Annotated in this window: 14 protein-coding genes; 8 read left to right on the top strand and 6 right to left on the bottom strand. The window is 66.7% G+C overall.

The features are described 5' to 3' along the window. Positions 1-314 precede the first annotated feature (314 nt). Entirely contained in the window at positions 315-1,475 is a 1,161-nt protein-coding gene (gene dinB / locus WS91_RS01225) for a DNA polymerase IV (RefSeq protein WP_081989593.1), read from the top strand. Between the two features lie 187 nt (positions 1,476-1,662). Here the strand turns inward: dinB and WS91_RS01220 are convergent, their stop codons facing one another. The 4 genes from WS91_RS01220 to fixL form a co-directional block, all read right to left on the bottom strand. After that, positions 1,663-3,765 (bottom strand): M3 family metallopeptidase, encoded by a 2,103-nt coding sequence (locus tag WS91_RS01220; RefSeq protein WP_059577155.1) that lies wholly within the window; start codon positions 3,763-3,765, stop codon positions 1,663-1,665. A 712-nt stretch (positions 3,766-4,477) separates the two neighbouring features. Continuing rightward, entirely contained in the window at positions 4,478-5,335 is an 858-nt protein-coding gene (folD, locus tag WS91_RS01215) for a bifunctional methylenetetrahydrofolate dehydrogenase/methenyltetrahydrofolate cyclohydrolase FolD (RefSeq protein WP_059648322.1), read from the bottom strand. Between the two features lie 276 nt (positions 5,336-5,611). Further along, a complete protein-coding gene (fixJ, locus tag WS91_RS01210) occupies positions 5,612-6,250 on the bottom strand; it encodes an oxygen response regulator transcription factor FixJ (RefSeq protein WP_038748804.1) in 639 nt (212 codons plus the stop codon). Continuing rightward, positions 6,247-8,757 (bottom strand): oxygen sensor histidine kinase FixL, encoded by a 2,511-nt coding sequence (gene fixL, locus WS91_RS01205; RefSeq protein ID WP_038748806.1) that lies wholly within the window; start codon positions 8,755-8,757, stop codon positions 6,247-6,249. The genes fixJ and fixL overlap by 4 nt, the downstream gene beginning before the upstream one ends. Here fixL and WS91_RS37090 point away from each other — a divergent pair. The 4 genes from WS91_RS37090 to lpdA all read left to right on the top strand — a co-directional run bounded on the left by WS91_RS37090 (position 8,677) and on the right by lpdA (position 15,544). Next, positions 8,677-8,898 (top strand): hypothetical protein, encoded by a 222-nt coding sequence (locus tag WS91_RS37090; RefSeq protein ID WP_081989599.1) that lies wholly within the window; start codon positions 8,677-8,679, stop codon positions 8,896-8,898. The genes fixL and WS91_RS37090 overlap by 81 nt on opposite strands. A 132-nt stretch (positions 8,899-9,030) precedes the next feature. Continuing rightward, complete coding sequence (aceE, locus tag WS91_RS01200) at positions 9,031-11,727, top strand: pyruvate dehydrogenase (acetyl-transferring), homodimeric type (protein WP_059669597.1); 2,697 nt, start codon at positions 9,031-9,033, stop codon at positions 11,725-11,727. A 136-nt stretch (positions 11,728-11,863) separates the two neighbouring features. Next, a complete protein-coding gene (gene aceF, locus WS91_RS01195) occupies positions 11,864-13,510 on the top strand; it encodes a dihydrolipoyllysine-residue acetyltransferase (RefSeq protein ID WP_059669596.1) in 1,647 nt (548 codons plus the stop codon). 279 nt (positions 13,511-13,789) lie between these two features. Continuing rightward, positions 13,790-15,544, top strand: a complete 1,755-nt coding sequence (lpdA, locus tag WS91_RS01190) for a dihydrolipoyl dehydrogenase (protein ID WP_059577161.1) — start codon at positions 13,790-13,792, stop codon at positions 15,542-15,544. Positions 15,545-15,722: 178 nt separating this feature from the next. Here lpdA and WS91_RS01185 read toward each other — a convergent pair whose 3' ends face one another. Then, positions 15,723-16,301, bottom strand: coding sequence for a phasin family protein (locus WS91_RS01185; protein ID WP_038748848.1), 579 nt, complete (start codon positions 16,299-16,301; stop codon positions 15,723-15,725). 662 nt (positions 16,302-16,963) lie between these two features. On the opposite strand from WS91_RS01185, the gene pbpG reads away from it, so the two are divergent. Then, the gene (pbpG, locus tag WS91_RS01180; protein WP_038748814.1) at positions 16,964-18,085 is read left to right on the top strand and encodes a D-alanyl-D-alanine endopeptidase; all 1,122 of its coding nucleotides are present in this window, start codon (positions 16,964-16,966) and stop codon (positions 18,083-18,085) included. A gap of 121 nt (positions 18,086-18,206) precedes the next feature. On the opposite strand, the gene WS91_RS01175 is transcribed toward pbpG, so the two are convergent. Beyond that, entirely contained in the window at positions 18,207-19,019 is an 813-nt protein-coding gene (locus tag WS91_RS01175) for an IclR family transcriptional regulator (protein ID WP_038748816.1), read from the bottom strand. 180 nt (positions 19,020-19,199) lie between these two features. On the opposite strand from WS91_RS01175, the gene WS91_RS01170 reads away from it, so the two are divergent. Together WS91_RS01170 and WS91_RS01165 are read left to right on the top strand one after the other, a co-directional pair. Further along, the gene (locus WS91_RS01170; RefSeq protein WP_059669595.1) at positions 19,200-19,922 is read left to right on the top strand and encodes a (Fe-S)-binding protein; all 723 of its coding nucleotides are present in this window, start codon (positions 19,200-19,202) and stop codon (positions 19,920-19,922) included. Between the two features lie 56 nt (positions 19,923-19,978). Next, positions 19,979-21,421, top strand: coding sequence for a lactate utilization protein B (locus tag WS91_RS01165; RefSeq protein WP_038748818.1), 1,443 nt, complete (start codon positions 19,979-19,981; stop codon positions 21,419-21,421). Positions 21,422-21,593 lie beyond the last annotated feature (172 nt).

Below are 21,593 nucleotides of genomic sequence, written 5' to 3'. Positions count from 1 at the left end.
TCTCGAGCCGGGTTTTTGTTTTTCCGCGTCCGGTTTTCTCCCGTTTTCGGCTTCATTCGACTTCGATCGGGCGGCGTGCTCGTCTCGTCCGGTCTTGACGGTTGCGCGAGCGACGCGTGCGCGCGATGCTTGGCATGCCTGTTTCTTCTCGCTCGATGCATATGCATCGAGCGACCGTCGTCGCGATCGCGGCGCGGCGCTTGCCGTGTGTTCGAACCGCTGCAGCCGGCGTTCCTGTTTCTTTTCGGGCGCTTGGCGTCACGCCCCGCCGCACAGTTGAAACACGCACTGTGTTTTTGTACAGTATCGGCACCTTGGACAAGCCGACGCCTTCCTCCGACACGTCTTCGCCGCCTTCGGGCGACGCGGCCCCGTTCGCGCGCAAGATCATTCATTGCGACTGCGACTGCTTCTACGCGTCGGTCGAGATGCGCGACGATCCGTCGCTGCGCGGCCGCCCGCTCGCGGTCGGCGGCCGCCCCGATCAGCGCGGCGTGATCGCGACCTGCAACTACGAGGCCCGCCGCTTCGGCGTGCATTCGGCGATGTCGTCGGCGCTTGCGATGCGCAAGTGTCCGGATCTCCTGATTCTGCCGTCCGCGATGGACAAGTACCGCGCGGCGTCGCGGCTCATCATGGCGATCTATCGCGACTACACGCCCGACGTCGAGCCGCTGTCGCTCGACGAGGCGTATCTCGACGTGAGCCGCGCGACGCGCTGCCACGGCAGCGGCACGCTGATCGCGCGCGAGATCCGCGAGCGCGTGCGCGACACGGTGGGCGTCACGGTGTCGGCGGGCGTCGCGCCGAACAAGTTCATCGCGAAAATCGCGTCCGACTGGAACAAGCCCGACGGGCTTTTCGTCGTGCGGCCGCACGAAGTGGACGCGTTCGTCGCCGCGCTGCCCGTGCGCAAGCTGCACGGCGTCGGCAAGGTGACGGCGGCGCGGCTCGACAAGCTCGGCATCCGCACCTGCGACGAACTGCGCGGCTGGTCGCTGTTCGATCTGCATCACGAGTTCGGCGCGTTCGGCCGGCGGCTCTACGAGCTCGCGCGCGGCATCGACGAGCGGCCGGTGCGCGCGGACCAGGAGCGCAAGTCGGTTAGCGTCGAGACGACCTACGTCCAGGATCTCGCCACGCTCGACCAATGCGCGGCCGAGATCCGGCGGTTGACGGTGCTGCTCGATGCGCGGATCGAGCGGGCGGGCGCCGCGCGCTCGATCAGAAAGCTGTACGTGAAGATCCGCTTCGCGGATTTCCAGCGCACGACGGTCGAATGCGTCGCCGATGCGACCGATGCCGAGACCGCCGTCGCGCTGCTCGCGAAAGGGCTCGCGCGCCGCAAGCAGGCGGTGCGGCTGTTGGGCGTCGGCGTGCGGATCGACGAGGATACCGCCGAGCGGCACGGGCAGATCGCGCTGTTCGACGACGAGGACGAAAGTCTCGACGACGACGCGTCGCCCGAAGCGTGATCGAGCGGCCGGCACTTGCCGTGTCGACGGGCGATAAAAAAACGGCAACCCATGCCAACGGGTTGCCGTCTTTTGCGGATCGCGGATCGCGGATCGACGGAGCAGCGGAGCAGCGGAGCAGCGGTGGGGCGTCGCGTGCTCGGCCGACCGTCGGGCTCGAGCGCGCCGCGCCGGCGCGTGCGTTGCGTTACGCGCGCGCCGGCGCGGCGTCCGCCATGCCGCTGTGGCGCAGCAGCGCGTCGATGTTCGGCTCGCGGCCGCGGAACGCCTTGAACGAATCCATCGCCGCGCGGCTGCCGCCGACTTCGAGGATCTCGCGCCGGTAGCGCGCGCCCGTCGTCGCGTCGAGCACGCTGCCCGCCGAGCCGGCCGCTTCCTCGAACGCCGCATACGCGTCGGCGGACAGCACTTCGGCCCACTTGTAGCTGTAGTAGCCGGCCGCATAGCCGCCCGCGAAGATGTGGCTGAACGTGTTCGGCCAGCGCGAGAACGGCGCTTGCGGGATCACGTGGAAGCGCTCGTTGATCTCGCGCGCGAAATCGTTGACGCTCGCGTTGTCCGCCGTGGGATCGAAGTCGACGTGCAGCAGCATGTCGAACATCGAGAACACGATCTGGCGCAGCGTGCCGAGGCCGCTCTGGAAGTTCTTCGCGGCGAGCATCTTGTCGAACAGCGCGCGCGGCAGCGGCTCGCCGGTGTCGACGTGCGACGACATCGACGACAGCACGTCCCACTCCCAGCAGAAGTTCTCCATGAACTGCGACGGCAGCTCGACCGCATCCCATTCGACGCCGTTGATGCCCGATACGCCGATCTCGTCGACGCGCGTGAGCATGTGATGCAGCCCGTGGCCGAACTCGTGGAACAGCGTGATCACTTCGTCGTGCGTGAAGCACGCGGGCTTGCCGCCGATCGGCGCCGAAAAGTTGCACGTCAGATAGGCGACGGGCGTCTGCACGCTGCCGTCGCCGCGCTTCGCGCGCGAGCGCGCGTCGTCCATCCACGCGCCGCCGCGCTTGCCCTCGCGCGCGTAGAGGTCGAGATAGAACTGCGCGACGAGCGAGCCGTCGCGATTCTCGACGCGGAAAAAGCGCACGTCCTCATGCCAGACGGGCGCTTCGTCGCGCGCGATCTTCACGCCGAACAGCGTCTCGGCGACGGTGAAGAGGCCCTTCAGCACCGCGGGCTCGGGGAAATACTGCTTCACCTCGTTCTCGGAGAACGCGTAGCGCTGCTCGCGCAGCTTCTCGGCCGCGTACGCGACGTCCCACGGCTCGAGCGCCGCGAGGCCGAGCTCGCTCGACGCGAACGCGCGCAGCTCGTCCCAGTCCTTCTCGGCGAACGGGCGCGCGCGCTTCGCGAGATCCTCTAGGAACGCGATCACCTGTTGCGGCGATTCCGCCATTTTCGGCGCGAGCGACACCTCGGCGAAGTCGTGATAGCCGAGCATCTGCGCTTCCTCGCGGCGCAGCGCGAGCTGGTCGGCGACGATCGTCGTGTTGTCCCAGTCGGCCTTGCCGTCGCCGTATTGCGGGCCGAGCTCGGACGCGCGCGTCACGTAGGCGCGGTACATCGCCTCGCGCATCGCGCGGTTCCGAGCGTATTGCAGCACCGGGAAATACGACGGGAAGTGCAGCGTGAATTTCCAGCCGGCCTTCTCTTCCTTCTGCGCGGCCTCGCGTGCGGCTGCGATCGCATCGGCGGGCAGGCCGGCGAGCTCGTCTTCGCCCTGCGCGAAGTATGCGTAGCCGTTCGTCGCGTCGAGCACGTGATCGGAGAACGATTTCGACAGCGCCGCCTGCTGCTCCTGCAGCTCCGCGAAGCGCGGCTTCTGGTCCTCGGGCAGCTCGGCGCCCGACAGGCGGAAGTCGCGCAGCGCGTTGTCGAGGATTTTCTTGCGCTCGACGGACAGCGTCGGATATTCGGCGCTCGCGGCGATCGCCTTGTACTTCTCGTAGAGCGCGAGATTCTGGCCGACGCTCGACCAGAACTCGGTCACGCGCGGCAGGTTCTCGCCGTAGACGGCGCGCAGCTCGGGCGTGTCGGCGACCGCGTTCAGGTGGCCGACGACACCCCACGCGCGGCCGAGCGGCTCGGTCGCATGCTCGATGATCTCGACGACGGCCGCCCAGGTCGCGGGCGTGTCGGGCCGCGCGGCGCGCTCGACGGCGTCGTTCGCGTTCGCGAGCAGCGTGTCGAGCGCGGGCGTCGCGTGCTCGGGGCGAATTTCGCCGAAGCGGGGGAGGCCTGAGAAATCGAGAAGCGGGTTGGCGTTTGCGCTGACGGACATAGTGCTCCCTGGCGGTTTCGGTTTCGGGTTGGGCGAATGACGGCGGCGCACGGCGCCGATCGTCGCTTCATGTCGACATTATTGGGGCGCATCGCGCGCTTTCCAATCGATAGTTTCTAACGAAGCGATTGGGGCGGGAACGCAGGGCGCCGATGGGTGACCGAGCGTACGCAGCGGGGAAAGCCGGATGGCGCGCGCGGGCGGCGCGTCGAAGCGGGCGTGCGCAAGGCCGTTCGATTCGCGCAGGCGGCGCGGGTGCGGCATGTGTGCGGCGAGGGCGGAGGGGGCGGCGCGCGAGATCCGCCATTGCGCCTCTTCTTCGGGCCGTCGGTCGCCCGCGCGGCGCGCCTCGCTCGGGTGCCCCGCGAGACGAGGGCCGCCGCATGCGTGGCGGCACTGGGGGCGCGGCCATGGCGTACCGCGCGGCGGCGAACGCTTGGCGGGGCTCAGAGGCGATGGCAGGTTGCGGGCGCCGACGGCGTTCCGGCGCTGGTGCATGGCGCGACCGGCGTCGCGCGGCGGCCATTGGCTACCAGCGGGCGCACCGTGGGCCAACGGCAGTCATCGCTCGCCATCGCCCGCCGATCGCTACTGCGCCGCCGCATCGCCCGGCACGGGCCACGGGCGGGTGCCGGCGAGCCGTCCGCGCACGGGAATCGCCGATCGAAGCGGCTCGGCGCGTGCGCCGCGAGGTTCCCGGCGCCGTTCGCCGTCAGGCCGCCGCAGCGGCGCGCTCGGCGGCTTCGATCGTATTGATGAGCAGCATCGTGATCGTCATCGGGCCGACACCGCCCGGCACGGGCGTGATGTGGCCCGCGACTTGCGAGACGCCCGCGAAGTCGACGTCGCCGCACAGCTTGCCTTCGTCGTTGCGGTTCATCCCGACGTCGATCACGGTCGCGCCCGGCTTCACCATGTCGGCCGTCAGCACGTTGCGCTTGCCGACCGCCGCGACGACGACGTCCGCCGCGCGCGTATGCGCGGCGAGGTCGCGCGTCTTACTGTGGCAGATCGTGACGGTCGCGCCCGCTTCGAGCAGCAGCAGCGCCATCGGCTTGCCGACGATGTTCGAGCGGCCGATCACGACCGCGTTCGCGCCTTGCAGCGGGATCTTGTACGCGTCGAACATCTTCATCACGCCGTACGGCGTGCACGGGCGGAAGAGCGGCTTGCCCGTCATCAGCGCGCCCGCGTTCGCGACGTGAAAGCCGTCGACGTCCTTCTCGGGCGCGATCGCCTCGATCACCTTGTGGCTGTCGATGTGCGCGGGCAGCGGCAATTGCACGAGAATGCCGTGGATCTTCGGATCGCGGTTCAGCTCGTCGATGCGCGCGAGGAGCTCGGGCTCGGAGAGCGTCGCCGGATAGCGGTCCTTCAGCGAGAAGAAGCCGTTGTCCTCGCATGCCTTGATCTTGTTGCGCACGTAGACTTCGCTCGCCGGGCTGTCGCCGACGAGGATCACCGCGAGGCCCGGCCGGTGGCCGCGTGCGGCGAGCGCGGCGGCGCGCTCGGCCGCTTGCGCGCGCAGGGTCTTCGAAAGGGCGTTGCCGTCGATCAGGGTGGCTGTCATGGTGGGAATCTGCTTGACAAGGTTGGAGATGCGGGCGTGCGGCGCCAGGTTGCGCTGCAGCGAAGCATCGAATTATACCGCCCGCCTGCCGTCACCCGACATCGATCGAGTCGAATCGCGCCACGTGCGGCGCGCGAGACGAATGGAAAACGGGGCGCGGCGCAACGGAGGATGGGGTGAGCGGGAGCGCAAACCGGTTGGGGCGGGCGGAATGTCGCGCCGCAAAAGAACGCGCTCGCCCGGCGCGCGCCGGGCGGCGGAGGGGGAGAGAAGCGCTTACGCCTGCTTCTTCGACAGCGCGAGCCGCAGCAGATCGGCGACCGTGTTGACGTTGAGCTTTTCCATGATGTTCGCGCGGTGCGCCTCGACCGTCTTGATGCTGATGCCGAGATCGTCGGCGATCTGCTTGTTCAGGCGGCCGGCGATGATCCGCTCGAGCACCTGCTGCTCGCGCGCGGTCAGCTTCGACAGGCGCTCGCTCGCCGCGCGCTGCTCCTGGACGCTCTTGATTTCGCTTCTCGCCTTGTCGAGCATGCGCTCGACGAGCTTGCGCAACTCGGCTTCGTCGAACGGCTTTTCGATGAAGTCCATCGCGCCTTTTTTCATCGTCGACACGGCCATCGGCACGTCGCCGTGGCCGGTCACGAAGATGATGGGGAGCGCCGCGTTCTCGGCGATCAGACGTTCCTGCAACTCGAGGCCGCTCATCCCGGACATCCGCACGTCGAGGATCAGGCACGCGATCTGTCCCGCCTGCTGCGCGGGCTGGTAGGCATCGAGGAACTGCTCGGCGCTCGAGAAGCATTGCACGCGATAGCCGTTTGCCTCCAGCAGCCAGCGCAGCGAATCGCGCACGGCCTCGTCGTCGTCGACGACAAAGACGGTTTCCTGAGAGGTGGTGACAGGGCTATTCATATCTCTCCCGTTACGGTTTGTGATGGCGATGTCTCGGATCGGTGACCGAGATCCTCCGGTTCCCCAATGGGCAGGCTGCAGTGGAACGTCGCGCCCGACACGAAGCCGTCCGGCTCGACGTTGTTGACCACCCACAGACGCCCGCGATGCGATTCGATGATCGAGCGGCAGATATTGAGCCCCATGCCCATCCCGTCCGATTTGGTGCTGTAGAACGGTTCGAACAGGCGTTCGGCCGTCGCCTCGTCGACGCCCGGACCCTGGTCGATCACGCGGATGTCGACGAAGCCCGATTCGAGGTCGGCGACGACGCGGATCACGCCGTTTTCCGCCTGCGGCCGCGCCTCCTGCATCGCCTCGGCCGCGTTCTTCATCAGGTTCACGAGCACCTGCTCGATCAACACGGGGTCGACATAAATAATAGGCATTCTTGCGCGGATTTCGGTGACGATCCGAATCCGGCGCTTTCTCGCCTCGATTTCGGCGAGGCCGACCGCGTCGGCGACGATGTCGGCGACCCGCGACGGCTGCCGCTTCGGCTCGCTGCGCTTGACGAACTCGCGGATTCGCTTGACGATCATCCCGGCCCGCAGCGCCTGCTGCGCGGTTTTCTCGAGCGCGGGCGACAGCGTTTCAGGCGACGCGCGGCCGCTCTTCACGAGCGCGAGCGTGCCCGAGCAGTAGTTGTTGATCGCGGCGAGCGGCTGGTTCAGCTCGTGCGCGATCGACGACGCCATCTCGCCCATCGTCATCAGCCGGCTCGTGAACTGCAGCTTCTCCTCCTGCTGGTGCGCGAGCTCCTGCGCCTTCTTGCGCGTGGTGATGTCGGTCGCGATCTGCATCTGCGCGAGGTGGCCGTCGACCCACTGGATGTACTGGCGGCGCACTTCGAACCACTTCTGGATGCTCTCGACGTACACCTCTTGCGCGTCCGCCGTGCTCTCGGTGAGCGCGGCGGCGGGCAGGCCCGCGTACGCGTCGACCATGTCGATCGAGTCCGACGACGCCTGCGCGCTGTCGAAGCCGCCGCCCGACAGCTCGAGATGGCCGTCCGGACGGATGCCGAACAGATGGCGGTAATAGCGGTTCGCGAACAGGAGCTCCGCTTCGTCCGCGGCGAGCACGGACACGGCCGCGTCGAGGCTCTCGAGCACCGTCGTGAAGCGCTCGTGCGCGGCGGCGAGCTCCTCGCGCGCGCGTTTCGGCTCGGTGATGTCGGTCATCGACGACATCCAGCCCGTCTGGCGGCCGGAACTGTCGATGAGCGGCGACACGTAGAGGCGCGCGTGGAACAGCGATCCGTCCTTGCGCCGCACGCGCAGCTCGAAGCCGGAGCTCGGCGCCTTGCCGCGCAGCGTCATGTCGAGCTGGCGCTGCATTTCCGGATACGCGTCACGCGGCCAGTAAGGGAACGGCGCGGTCTTGCCGACGAGGTCGCTCTCGTCCCAGCCCGTCATCCGGCAGAACGCCGGGTTCACGTGAGTGATGCGGCCGTGCATGTCGAGCACGCGCATGCCGATCAGCACGGAATTCTCCATCGCGCGGCGGAAGAACGCCTCCGCGTACAGCGCCTGCTGCGCCTCGAAGCGCTGGCGCGTGTGCTTCCACAGGCTCCAGAGGCTCCACAGCACGAAGCACGACAGGCCGGCGACGAGCCACACGAGCGTGTTGTTGGTCAGGTTCGTCGTCTGCGGGTACGCGTAGACGCGCACCGTGAGGCCCTGGCCGGGCGGATCGAGCGGCAGGTCGTAGTGCGCGTCGCGCGGCAGCCGCGGGCGCGACGACGTCGACGCGAGCTCGCGGTTGTTCGCGTCGGTGATCGAGATCTTGTACTTCGCGGACAGCTCGGGCGGGATGTCGTGCTTCAGTATCCCTTCGACGGAGAACACCGCGGCGATCGAGCCGAGGTATTCGCGCTCGCGGATCACGGGCGTCTGCAGCGTCAGATAGCCGTTGCCGAAGTCGTCGTAGACGAGCGGCGAATACGATTGCCGGCGCGTGCTGCGCGCCTCGCCGTACGCGCCGCGCACGACTTCGTCCATCTGCGCGTCGTTCGGCTTCGCGAGCCGCTGGCCGAGTACCGGCAGTTGCATCGTCGGCCATCGTTTCGTGCCGGGCGCCGTGTACCAGTTCAGATAGAGGATCTCGGGATGCGCCTGCATCACGTCGCCGACCGTGGACTGGAACGCGTGCTCGTCGACGCGGCCCGCGGCGATGTCGCGCGCGAACGCCTGAAGCTGCTCCTGCGCGCCCGTCATCGACAGCCGGATCTGCTGCTGGGCCCACGCGACGTTGCGAAACAGCGTGTCTTCCTGCTGCTGCTCCTCGCGGCGGTTGAGGCTCCACAGAATGAGGCTCATCACCACGAGAAAGACCAGGATCGACAGGAGGGGGGTCAGCAGGTAAGAGTTGGACCACCACGGTCCGTGGTGCCAGCGGGACGGCTGCGACTCCGCCGGCGAGCCCGACGGTCGCGCCGAGCGTGCGAAAAGCCGATCGGTCAACATGGCAGGATTGTAGCTCAGCGCGCCATGCGCAAAAGGCGTACAAGAGAGGTTGAACCGAAAGCGGAATCATCGATGCATGATCAACCGCACACGCCGATCGGATGGGTGCGCCGCAGCAATATTTCGTATTGCGAGAAATGATCTCATAATTCGAAAATTTTGTTGCGCGCTGCGTGTGACGCTCTTTACAATCCGCGGGAGCTTGTTGCAGCCGGCGGCATGCGTCGTCGCGCGAAGGCCATCTTCATATTCCAGGACACCCAGGAGACGAGAATGTCCGCTGTACCTAATGAAGTGATGAAGTACGTTGCGGCCGAACGCGACGACGACGCGCAGGAAACCGTCGAATGGCTCGAAGCGCTCGACGGCGTGATTTCCTCCGTCGGCCCCGGCCGCGCGCACTACCTGATCGAAAAGCAGATCGAATTCGCGCGGATGCACGGCGAGCACCTGCCCTTCTCCGCGAACACCCCGTACATCAACACGATTCCCGTCGAAGCCCAGGCGAAGATTCCGGGCGACCAGGACATCGAGCACCGGATTCGCTCGTACACGCGCTGGAACGCGATCGCGATGGTGCTGCGCGCGGGCAAGGACACGAACGTCGGCGGCCACATCGCGTCGTTCGCGTCGGCCGCCACGCTCTACGACGTCGGCTACAACCACTTCTGGCACGCGCCGTCCGCCGAGCACGGCGGCGATCTCGTGTTCGTGCAGGGCCACTCGTCGCCCGGCGTGTACTCGCGCGCGTTCCTGCTCGGCCGCCTGACCGAGAACCAGCTCGACAACTTCCGCCAGGAAGTCGGCGGCAACGGCATCTCGTCGTATCCGCACCCGTGGCTGATGCCGGACTTCTGGCAGTTCCCGACCGTGTCGATGGGCCTCGGCCCGATCATGGCGATCTACCAGGCGCGCTTCATGAAATACATCGAAGCGCGCGGCATCGCGAAGACGCAGGGCCGCAAGGTGTGGGCGTTCCTCGGCGACGGCGAGACGGACGAGCCGGAATCGCTCGGCGCGATCGGCATGGCGAGCCGCGAGAAGCTCGACAACCTCGTGTTCGTGATCAACTGCAACCTGCAGCGTCTCGACGGCCCGGTGCGCGGCAACGGCAAGATCATCCAGGAGCTGGAATCGGAATTCCGCGGCGCGGGCTGGAACGTGATCAAGGTGATCTGGGGCAGCCGCTGGGATGCGCTGTTCGCGCGCGACAAGACGGGCGCGCTGATGCGCCGCATGATGGAAGTCGTCGACGGCGAGTATCAGACGTACAAGTCGGAGTCGGGCGCGTACGTGCGCGAGCACTTCTTCAACACGCCGGAGCTCAAGGCGCTCGTCGCCGATTGGTCCGACGACGACATCTGGAACCTGAACCGCGGCGGCCACGATCCGCACAAGATCTACGCGGCGTTCCACGAGGCGAGCAACTCGAAGGGCGCGCCGACCGTGATCCTCGCGAAGACCATCAAGGGCTACGGGATGGGCGAGTCGGGCCAGGCGATGAACATCACGCACCAGCAGAAGAAGCTGCCCGTCGAGCAACTGAAGAAGTTCCGCGACCAGTTCCGCCTGCCGATCACCGACGAGCAGATCGCCGACGTGCCGTACGTGAAATTCGAGGAAGGCTCGAAGGAGCTCGAATACATGCGCAAGCAGCGCATGGACCTCGGCGGCTACCTGCCGCAGCGCCGCGAGAAGGCGCAGTCGCTGCCGGTGCCGGCGCTCGAAGCGTTCGAGCCGCTCCTGAAGGGCACGGGCGAAGGCCGCGAGATCTCGACGACGATGGCGTTCGTGCGGATCTTGAACATCCTGTTGAAGGACAAGACGCTCGGCAAGCGCGTCGTGCCGATCGTGCCGGACGAGTCGCGCACGTTCGGCATGGAGGGCCTGTTCCGCCAGATCGGCATCTGGAACCAGGAAGGCCAGAAGTACGTGCCGGAGGATTCCGACCAGCTGATGTTCTACAAGGAATCGGAAACCGGCCAGATCCTGCAGGAAGGCATCAACGAAGCGGGCGGCATGTGCGACTGGATCGCGGCGGCGACGTCGTACTCGACGCACGGCGAGATCATGGTGCCGTTCTACATCTTCTATTCGATGTTCGGCTTCCAGCGGATCGGCGATCTGGCATGGGCGGCGGGCGACATGCGCTCGCGCGGCTTCCTGCTCGGCGGCACGGCGGGCCGCACGACGCTCAACGGCGAAGGCCTGCAGCACGAGGACGGCCATTCGCTGCTGTGGGCCGCATCGGTGCCGAACTGCGTGAGCTACGATCCGACGTTCGGCTACGAGCTCGCCGTCATCATGCAGGACGGCCTGCGCCGGATGGTGCAGGAGCAGGAGGACGTCTACTACTACGTCACCGTGATGAACGAGAACTACGAGCACCCGGCGATTCCGCAGGGCGAGCACGTGGCGGCCGACATCATCAAGGGCATGTACTCGTTCAAGAAGGCCGACACCGATCAGAAGGCGCCGCGCGTTCAACTGCTCGGCGCGGGCACGATCTTCAACGAAGTGATCGCCGCCGCGGATCTGCTGAAGAACGACTGGGGCGTCGCGGCCGATCTGTGGAGCGTGCCGAGCTTCACCGAGCTCGCCCGTGAAGGCCACGAAGTCGAGCGCTGGAACCTGCTGCATCCGGCCGAGGAGCGCCGCCTGTCGCACGTGCAGAAGTGCCTGAAGGACGCGCAGGGCCCGGTGATCGCGTCGACCGACTACGTGCGCGCGCTCGCCGACCAGATTCGCGGCCAGGTCGATCGCCGCTACGTCGTGCTCGGCACCGACGGCTTCGGCCGCTCGGACACGCGCAAGGCGCTGCGCCATTTCTTCGAAGTGGACCGGTACTGGGTCACGGTCGCGGCGCTCAACGCGCTCGCCGACGAAGGCGCGATCGACCGCAAGGTCGTGGCGGACGCCATCGCGAAGTACGAGCTCGACCCGGCCAAACCCAACCCGATGACGGTTTAACGCACGCGCCGCGTGACGCCGCGCGCCCGTTTCCGCTTTCGTCGACGAGGGCGGGGCGGGCGGCGCGGCTCCGCCTTGCATGGGATCAGAGTCGGCCGCCCGCGCGGCGACGCTGATCGACAGGAGACTGAAACAGATGAGTCAAGCGATCGAAGTCAAGGTGCCGGATATCGGCGATTACAAGGACGTGCCCGTCATCGAAGTGCTCGTGAAGCCGGGCGATGCGGTCGAGGCCGAGCAGTCGCTCGTCACGCTCGAGTCCGACAAGGCGACGATGGACGTGCCGAGCCCCGTCGGCGGCACGGTCAAGGAAGTGAAGGTCAAGGTCGGCGACGCGGTGTCGCAGGGCTCGCTGATCGTGCTGCTCGACGGCGCGCAAGCGGCCGCTAAGCCCGCGCAGGCGAACGGCGCCGCGGCGCCCATCCCGCAGCCGGCGCCCGCCGCTGCCGCGGCGGCGCCCGCGCCGGCCGCCGGCGGCGGCGGCACGGTCGACGTGAAAGTGCCGGACATCGGCGACTACAAGGACGTGCCCGTCATCGAGATATCGGTGAAGGTCGGCGATACGGTCGAGGCCGAGCAGTCGCTCGTCACGCTCGAATCGGACAAGGCGACGATGGACGTGCCGAGCCCGACCGCGGGCGTCGTCAAGGCCATCAAGGTGAAGGTGGGCGATGCGGTGTCGAAGGGCTCGCTGATCGTCGTGCTCGAAGCGGCGGGCGGCGGCGCGGCCGCGCCGCAGGCGGCGCACGCTCAGGCGGCGCCGGCGCCTGCTCAGGCGGCTTCCGCGCCTGCACCCGCCGCCGCACCCGCGCCGCGAGCGGCGCCCGCCGCCGCGCTCGCGCCTGCCGCGAGCGGCGAGTATCGCGCGAGCCACGCGTCGCCGTCGGTGCGCAAGTTCGCGCGCGAGCTCGGCGTCGACGTGTCGCGCGTGCAGGGCACGGGCCCGAAGGCCCGCATCACGAAGGAAGACGTCACCGCGTTCGTGAAGGGCGTGATGACGGGCCAACGCGCGGCGCCCGCAGCGGCAGCCGCGCCGGCGGGCGGCGGCGAGCTGAACCTGCTGCCGTGGCCGAAGGTCGATTTCACGAAGTTCGGCCCGATCGAGGCGAAGCCGCTGTCGCGCATCAAGAAGATCTCGGGCGCGAATCTGCATCGCAACTGGGTGATGATCCCGCACGTCACGAACAACGACGAAGCGGACATCACCGAGCTCGAGGCGCTGCGCGTGCAACTGAACAAGGAGCACGAGAAGGCGGGCGTGAAGTTCACGATGCTTGCGTTCGTGATCAAGGCGGTCGTCTCGGCGCTGAAGAAGTTCCCGACGTTCAATGCGAGCCTCGACGGCGACAACCTCGTCTTCAAGCAGTACTACCACGTCGGTTTCGCCGCCGACACGCCGAATGGTCTCGTCGTGCCGGTGATTCGCGACGCGGACAAGAAGGGCCTCGTCGACATCGCGAAGGAAATGAGCGAACTGTCGAAGGCGGCGCGCGAGGGCAAGCTGAAGCCGGACCAGATGCAGGGCGGCTGCTTCTCGATCTCGTCGCTGGGCGGCATCGGCGGCACGCATTTCACGCCGATCATCAACGCGCCGGAGGTGGCGATCCTCGGCCTGTCGCGCAGCGCAACGAAGCCCGTGTGGGACGGCAAGCAGTTCGTGCCGCGCCTCACGCTGCCGATGTCGCTGTCGTACGACCATCGCGTGATCGACGGCGCGGAAGCCGCGCGGTTCAATGCGTATCTCGGCGCGATTCTCGGCGACTTCCGTCGCGTGATTCTTTGATGAGCGGGGAGGCTCGCGGGGGCGTGGGTTTTTTGTCGGTTATCCACGTTTCATCGTTGAACTTGCTTTCCTAACGGTCTGCTGGCGTCGCTCCTGCGCGGGGCGGCGGTCACTTTTCTTTGTCTTCCAAAGAAAAGTAACCAAAAGAAAGGCGCGTCCTTGGGCGGACGGCAAAGGTGGTCCTGCCCATGCTCCCGTTCTCCAGTCAGGCCGTAGTTCAGGTTCAATTCGCGAGTTTTCCCTCCGTCTGTCAGCAGTTAATCAAGAAGGGGACGGTACATGAGTCTCATCGAAGTCAAGGTTCCGGATATCGGCGATTTCACCGGCGTCGACGTCATCGAAGTCAACGTCCAGCCCGGCGACGTGATCGAAAAGGAGCAGACGCTCCTCACGCTCGAATCGGACAAGGCGTCCATGGAAGTGCCGAGCGACGTCGCCGGCACCGTGAAGGAAATCAAGATCAAGCCGGGCGACAAAGTCTCGCGAGGCACGGTGATCGCGCTCGTCGAGGCGTCGGCCGAGGCCGCGCCGGCCAAGCCCGCCGAACCGGCGAAGCCGGCAGCAGCCGCAGCCGCACCGGCGAGCGCGCCCGCGCCGCAAGCCGGCAGCTTCGGCGGCGCCGCCGACGTCGAGTGCGACATGCTCGTGCTCGGCGCCGGCCCCGGCGGCTATTCGGCCGCGTTCCGCTCGGCCGATCTCGGCATGAAGACGGTGCTCGTCGAGCGCTATTCGACGCTCGGCGGCGTGTGTCTGAACGTCGGCTGCATTCCGTCGAAGGCGCTGCTGCACACCGCGCTCGTCGTCGAGGAGGCGCAGGCGCTCGCCGCGCACGGCATTTCGTTCGGCAAGCCGCAAGTCGATCTCGACAAGCTGCGCGACTTCAAGGGCGGCGTGGTCAAGAAGCTGACGACGGGTCTCGCCGGCATGGCGAAGGCGCGCAAGGTCGACGTGGTGACGGGCGTCGGCGCGTTCGTCGATCCGCACCACATCGAAGTGCAGACGGACGGCGGCAAGAAGATCGTCAAGTTCAAGCAGGCGATCATCGCGGCGGGCTCGCAGGCCGTGAAGCTGCCGTTCATGCCGGAGGACCCGCGCGTCGTCGATTCGACGGGCGCGCTCGAACTGCGCCAGTTGCCGAAGCGCATGCTCGTGATCGGCGGCGGCATCATCGGCCTCGAAATGGCGACGGTGTATTCGACGCTCGGCGCCGAGATCGACGTCGTCGAAATGATGGACGGCCTGATGATGGGCGCGGACCGCGATCTCGTGAAAGTCTGGGAGAAGTACAACGCGAAGCGCTTCGGCAACGTGATGCTGAAGACCAAGACGGTCGGCGCGCAAGCGAAGGACGACGGCATCTACGTGACGTTCGAGGGCGAGAAGGCGCCGGCGGAGCCGCAGCGCTACGACCTCGTGCTGGTCGCGGTCGGCCGCAGCCCGAACGGCAAGAAGATCGGCGCCGACAAGGCAGGCGTTGCGGTGACGGATCGGGGCTTCATCGACGTCGACACGCAGATGCGCACGAACGTCCCGCACATCTTCGCGATCGGCGACATCGTCGGCCAGCCGATGCTCGCGCACAAGGCGGTGCATGAAGGCCACGTGGCGGCGGAAGCCGCGCACGGCGAGAAGGCGTACTTCGACGCGCTGCAGATTCCGTCGGTGGCCTATACCGATCCGGAAGTCGCGTGGGCGGGCAAGACGGAAGATCAGTGCAAGGCCGAAGGCATCAAGTACGGCAAGGCCGTGTTCCCGTGGGCCGCGTCGGGCCGCGCGATCGCGAACGGCCGCGACGAGGGCTTCACGAAGCTGATCTTCGATGAGGAAACCCACCGCGTGATCGGCGGCGGCATCGTCGGCCTGAACGCGGGCGACCTCATCAGCGAAGTGTGTCTTGCGGTGGAGATGGGCGCGGACGCGGAAGACATCGGCAAGACGATCCATCCGCACCCGACGCTCGGCGAATCGGTCGGCATGGCGGCCGAGCTGTACGAAGGCGTCTGCACGGACCTGCCGCCGCAGCGCAAGAAGTAAGCGGCGCGGCTGTCACGCAGCGGCCGCACGAAGAAACGGCGCCTCCCCCAGCAAGGGGAGGCGCCGTTTCATTTTGCGGGGGCGCACAAGACGCCCGGCGCGGCGGACATTCTCGGCCGAGAAAAAAGCCGCGCAGATGCGCGGCTTTCCCCAAACGAGCAGATGATGCCGCCGGCGCTTACGCGGTCTTGCCGCCGGTGGTGCTGCGGCGCGACGCGGCGGCCGCGGTATTCGCCGCCTTCGTGGCGACGGCAGCGGCGGCGTTGAAGTTCGTTTCGGCGATTTCGACCGCTTGCTTCGCGGCCTTCTGCACCGTTTCGTACGTCGTGTTCGCGGCGTTGATCGCCGACTTCAGCGCGGCGACGGCGGTTTCCGAGCCGGCCGGCGCGTTCTTCGCGACGTTGTCGACGAGCGCTTGCACCTTGCGGTTCTGTTCTTCGTACTGCGCCTCAGCGACCTTCGCGAATTCGGCTTGCGTGGCCGACGCGATTTCGTACACGTGGCGGCCGTACGCGAGCACCTTCTCGGCGATCGGCTGCGTGAGGCTCGCCTGCAGCGCGAGCAGTTCCTGCGCGTCCTTCACGGACAGCGCGCGCTGCACGTTTTCCTGACTTTCAGCGAGCGTCGACTTCACCACTTGCAGATTGAGTTCGATCAGCTTTTCGACGCCTTCGAACGCCTTCGTCGTGAGGCCGAAGAGGCTTTCGATGTTGGCTTTCTGGGCAGCGGCGATTTGCTCGGGGGTCAGCAAAGACATGTTCATGCTCCTGAAGTTCGATCGGGGATCGTGAAGGAAAAGGGCACAACTTTGGGGAACAGATACCTGAAACTGCTTTGTGCAACGCAACAATGGATTCTATTTTAGGGCGCCAGAATTGAATGTCAAGTACTTTTGGTGCATTGCACAAACCTGACAATTTCTAGACAAAACAATAGTTTGCAATGTCTCGGTGGGATCGGTTTCAGCGTGTGTCCCGAGCCGGGTCGGAGGCCCGCCGCACGCACGAGAGTGCACCATCGCGACGCGAGTAAACCGATCGGAGTGACGGAACGTTTAACATTCTGGCATGTCGAAGCGGTCGCTGTTTTCGGCACGGCGGCGGGCGTCAACGCCCGCCGCCGTGCCTATCGGCGGGTCGTCCGGCCCGCTTCGCCTGTCGAATTCGTGGTTTCCCCTGCTTCAGCTTGTCCGTCGCGCCGCCGATATTCTGGTCAACCGGTGGGTGATTTGTGTGTCGCGCGCGTCGGGAGCTTCGTTTTCTTCATCGTATTTTTCGATGGAAGAGACGGGGCCGATTGGTCTGGTACGATCGATTCTTACATTTCGGTTTAACGAAGATCGGTAAGTGCCTAATATTGCTTATTTTTTCAGCTTTTACTACACTTGCGGAAACCTCCCGCCGTTTTGTTCGGACCCCAATGAAAGCCCAACTGTTTGCACCGCTCAGGATGATGCAGAGCGTGGCGCTCGGCACCGCCGTTTCGGTCGCCGTCTCGCTGATGGTGGCGACGGCCGCCGTCGCGCCCGCGGACGCGTTCGCCGCCACCGCCAAGACCGCGCAGAGCGCGAAAGGCAAGAAGAGCGCGGCGAAGAAGTCACTGCGCGCCGCGTCGTCGAGCGCCGAACCGCGCGCGAAAGGCGCGCGCAAGCGCGTGACCTACGTGTCGAACGGCCGTCACCACAGCGGCGTGCGCCGCGTCGCGTTCCAGCCGCGGCCGCCGTCGGTCGGCCAGGCGTTCGGCCTGCACGACACGCCCGATTCGCTCGCGCTGCGCTCGAGCGTCGCCTACGTCGTCGACCAGAACACGTCCGAGCCGCTCTTCGACAAAAATTCGCACGCGGTCGTGCCGATCGCGTCGATCACGAAGCTGATGACCGCGATGGTCGTCCTCGATTCGAAGTCGCAGCTCACCGACGAGGTCGAAGTGACCGACGAGGATCGCGATTACGAGAAGGGCACGGGTTCGCGCCTGTCGGTGGGCTCGGTGCTGTCGCGCGAGGACATGCTGCACATCGCGCTGATGGCGTCGGAGAACCGCGCGGCGGCCGCGCTGTCGCGCTACTACCAGGGCGGCCGTCCGGCGTTCATCGCCGCGATGAACGCGAAGGCGAAGGCGCTCGGCATGTCCGACACGCATTTCGAGAACTCGACTGGGCTGTCGAGCCAGAACGTGTCGAGCGCGCGCGATCTCGTGAAGATGGTGAACGCGGCGTATCAGTACCCACTCATCCGCAAGTTCTCGACCGACCGCAGCTACGAGGTGAACACTGGCAAGCGGACGCTCGCGTACAACAGCACGAATGCGCTCGTGCGCAATCCTTCGTGGGACATCGGCCTGCAGAAGACTGGTTTCATCAACGAAGCGGGCGAGTGTCTCGTGATGCAGACGACGATTCACAGCCGTCCGATCGTGATGGTGCTGCTCGATTCGTTCGGCAAGTACTCGCGCTTCGCCGATGCGTCGCGCGTGCGCAACTGGCTCGACAACGGCGGCGGCGAGCGCCTGACGGCGGCGAACACGCCGGCGGGCGGGACCTGATCGCGGACGCGGCCGAGCGTCGCATCGCCCAGCAAAAAGCCCCGCGAATGCGGGGCTTTTTTTGTGCGCCGGCCACCGGAGGCGCGGGGCGGCCGAGCGCTGGAGCGCGATGCGCGCGCGCCTACGCCTGCTTTTGCGCCAGCGCGTCCGCTTCCCTCGCGGTTTCCGGGCGATAGCCGAGCGATTCCGAGATCGTGAGCGCCGTGCGGCTCAACTGGCCGAGCCACGCGTCCTGGAGCCGGTCGGCGGGCGCGGACAGCGACAACCCGGCGACGAGCTTGCCGGAATCGTCGTAGATGCCGGCCGCGATGCAGCGCACGCCGAGCTCGAGCTCTTCGTTATCGCGCGCGCACGCCTGTTGGCGCACGAGCGTGAGCTCGCGCTCGAGCTTCGGCAGATCGGTGATGCTGTTTTGCGTATGGCCGGCGAGGCCCGTGCGCGTTGCGTACGCGCGCACCCGCGACGTCTCGTCCGCCGCGAGGAACAGCTTGCCGACAGACGTGAGGTGCAGCGGCGCGCGGCCGCCGATCGCGCGGACGACCTGCATTCCCGAGCGCTCCGAATACGCCCGCTCGATGTAGACGATCTCGTCGCCCTGGCGCACCGACAGGTTCACGGTCTGGCCCGTCAGCCGGTGCAACTCGCGCATCGGCATCAGCGCGGCGTCGCGCACCGACAGGCGCGCCTTCACGAGATTGCCGAGCTCGAGCAGGCGCATGCCGAGCCGGTATGTACCGGGGTCGGAGCGATCGACGAGACGGCAGGTCACCATGTCGTTCAAGATCCGGTGCGCGGTGGAAGGGTGCAGTTCGGTGCGCTGCGCGAGTTCCTTCAGGCTGACCGGATCGCTGTGCGCGGCGAGCGCATCGAGGAGCCGCATCATCCGTTCGATCACCTGGATCGATGTCTTGGAATCCGGGTTCGGGTTGCTCATCGTGAGGAATCGATTGCCGCATCAAGTACCAATGCGGCGATTGTATCTCGTATAGTGAAAAAAGCGAACGGTGTTCGAGGAAGTCCTCGCTCGGCGCCGGGCATTGCGCGATTGCGGCGCAACGTTGGTCTTGCCGCGCAAACGGCGGATAATGAGCGCCGTTTTCTCGAAGGAGCGCCTATGCGAGTCGGTTTGTTCGTCACGTGTCTTGTCGACCTGATGCGGCCCGAGATCGGTTTTTCGGCGCTCAAGCTGCTGAAAGAGGCGGGCTGCGAAGTCGTCGTGCCGCCTTCGCAGACCTGCTGCGGCCAGCCCGCGTACAACTCGGGCGAGCGCGCGATCGCTCGCGATCTGGCGGAAAAGACGCTCGCCGAATTCGAGCAGTTCGACTACGTCGTCGTGCCGTCGGGCTCGTGCGGCGGGATGATCCGCGTCCATTACGGCGACCTCTTTCGCGATGATCCCGAGCTGATGGCGCGCTACGGGCGCCTGCGCACGAAAGTCTACGAACTGACCGACTTCCTCGCCAACGTCGCGCGGGTGAAGCTCGAGCCGGGCGAGTTCAAGGGGCCCGTCACGTACCACGATTCCTGTTCGGGCCTGCGCGAGCTCGGCGTGAAGGCGCAGCCGCGCGCGCTGCTCGCGCAGCGCGGCGTGGCCGTCGACGAGATGAAGGACTGCGAGCACTGCTGCGGCTTCGGCGGTACGTTCGCGGTGAAGTACGGCGACATCTCGAGCGCGATCGTCGACGAGAAATGCGCGAACGTGCGCGCGACGGGCGCGCCCGCGGTCGTGCTCGGCGATCTCGGCTGCATGCTGAACATCGAAGGGCGCCTGCGCCGCACGGGCGACCGCGACACGCGCGTGCTGCACATCGCGCAGGTGCTCGCGGGCGACGTCTGAGCGCCGCCCCGCCGAACGAACGATCGCGACGAGAACCACGAACCTCACGAGCCGCCATGCAAGTCCAATCGATGCATTTCAAGGCGCGCGCGGGCGAAAAGCTCGCCGATGCGCGCCTGCAGGAAAATCTCAAGAGGCTGTCGACGAAATTCGTGTCGGGACGCGCGCAGGCCGTCACGCAGATCGACTTCGTCGCGACGCGCGCGGAGCTGAAGGCGCGCCGCAACCGTGCGCTCGAGCGGCTCGACGTGTGGCTCGAGATGTTCGAGCGCGAGGCGGCGCGGCGCGGGACGACCGTGCTGTACGCGGAGACGACGGCCGACGCGGCGGCGCTCGTCGCGGACATCGCGCGGCGGCACGATGTGAAGAAGGTCATCAAGACGAAGTCGATGGTGACCGAGGAGGCGAATCTGAACGCTGTGCTCGGCCGGCTGGGCGTGCAGTCGATCGAGACCGACCTCGGCGAGTACATCCTGCAGATCAACGACAACGAGCCGCCGAGCCACATCATCGCGCCCGTGTTGCACCGGGACAAGGAAGAGGTGGCCGAGCTGTTCGCGAGGACGCACGGACGGCCGCGCCTGACCGAGATTCCGGAGATGACCCGCGAGGCGCGCGAGGTGCTGCGCCCCCATTTCCTGTCGGCCGACATGGGCGTGACGGGCGGCAACTTCGTGATCGCAGAGACGGGCTCCGTCGTGCTCGTGACGAACGAGGGCAACGAAGGCATGTGCACGGTGCTGCCGCGCGTGCACGTCGCGGTGACGGGAATCGAAAAGGTGTTGCCGACGCTCGAGGATCTCGCGACCGCGATGCGCCTCCTGCCGCGCTCGGCCACCGGGCAGAAGACGTCGAACTACTTTTCGCTGCTCACGGGCGTGCGGGGAGAGGGCGACGAGGACGGGCCCGAGCATTCGTATGTCGTGCTCGTCGACGGCGGCCGCAGCGGGCTCATCGGCGGCGAGTTCCAGGAGATGCTCCGCTGCATTCGCTGCGGCGCGTGCATGAACCACTGCCCGGTTTATCAGAAGGTCGGCGGGCACGCATACGGCTGGGTGTATCCGGGGCCGATGGGCTCGGTGCTGACGCCGAGCTACGTCGGGCTCGACAAGGCGCTCGATTTGCCGCAGGCCGCGACGCTCTGCGGCGAGTGCGACAGCGTCTGTCCGGTCGGCATCCCGATTTCGGGCCTGCTGCGCAAGCTGCGCGAGAAGCAGGTCGAGCGTCACCTGCGGCCGTGGCGCGAGCGCGCGGCGCTCGCCGCGTGGGGCTTTTTCGCGCGGCGGCCCACGCTGTACGCGTTCGCGACGAAGCTCGTCGTGCGCGTGCTCGAGCGGGCGGGCGGCACGTCGGGCGGCGTCGCTGGCACGCTCGGGCGGTTCCCGTTCGCGCGCGGCTGGACCGCGACGCGCGACATCCCGGCACCAGCCGGCAGGACGTTCCGCGAGCTGTACGCGGCGTCGCGCACGCATCTCGATCCGTCGTCGTCGACACGCTGACTTGACCGTGCGCAAGCGCGGCGCGCGTGGACGGGGAACGCGTTGCGCCGCGACTGTTCATCGAGCGACAACACTGCGTTCGCTATTCGCATATTTATCTCGATAGGTGCGATCTATAGAATCTCGACATGTCAGCATTGGGGAGCGTCCCAATGCGCCAGCCGAGAGAGGT

Source organism: Burkholderia sp. MSMB1498 (assembly GCF_001526245.1).
In the GTDB taxonomy this organism is placed as follows: Bacteria; Pseudomonadota; Gammaproteobacteria; order Burkholderiales; family Burkholderiaceae; genus Burkholderia; species Burkholderia savannae.
The sequence above is the reverse complement of the archived record's forward strand: the minus strand, read 5'-3'. Positions and strand labels throughout refer to the sequence as shown.

Bases quoted from the DNA above. Each gene is read 5' to 3' on its own strand.
- WS91_RS01220 (WP_059577155.1), bottom strand. From the start codon at position 3,765: ATGTCCGTCAGCGCAAACGCCAACCCGCTTCTCGATTTCTCAGGCCTC.
- folD (WP_059648322.1), bottom strand. From the start codon at position 5,335: ATGACAGCCACCCTGATCGACGGCAACGCCCTTTCGAAGACCCTGCGC.
- fixJ (WP_038748804.1), bottom strand. From the start codon at position 6,250: ATGAATAGCCCTGTCACCACCTCTCAGGAAACCGTCTTTGTCGTCGAC.
- fixL (WP_038748806.1), bottom strand. From the start codon at position 8,757: ATGTTGACCGATCGGCTTTTCGCACGCTCGGCGCGACCGTCGGGCTCG.
- aceE (WP_059669597.1), top strand. From the start codon at position 9,031: ATGTCCGCTGTACCTAATGAAGTGATGAAGTACGTTGCGGCCGAACGC.
- aceF (WP_059669596.1), top strand. From the start codon at position 11,864: ATGAGTCAAGCGATCGAAGTCAAGGTGCCGGATATCGGCGATTACAAG.
- lpdA (WP_059577161.1), top strand. From the start codon at position 13,790: ATGAGTCTCATCGAAGTCAAGGTTCCGGATATCGGCGATTTCACCGGC.
- WS91_RS01185 (WP_038748848.1), bottom strand. From the start codon at position 16,301: ATGTCTTTGCTGACCCCCGAGCAAATCGCCGCTGCCCAGAAAGCCAAC.
- pbpG (WP_038748814.1), top strand. From the start codon at position 16,964: ATGAAAGCCCAACTGTTTGCACCGCTCAGGATGATGCAGAGCGTGGCG.
- WS91_RS01175 (WP_038748816.1), bottom strand. From the start codon at position 19,019: ATGAGCAACCCGAACCCGGATTCCAAGACATCGATCCAGGTGATCGAA.
- WS91_RS01170 (WP_059669595.1), top strand. From the start codon at position 19,200: ATGCGAGTCGGTTTGTTCGTCACGTGTCTTGTCGACCTGATGCGGCCC.
- WS91_RS01165 (WP_038748818.1), top strand. From the start codon at position 19,979: ATGCAAGTCCAATCGATGCATTTCAAGGCGCGCGCGGGCGAAAAGCTC.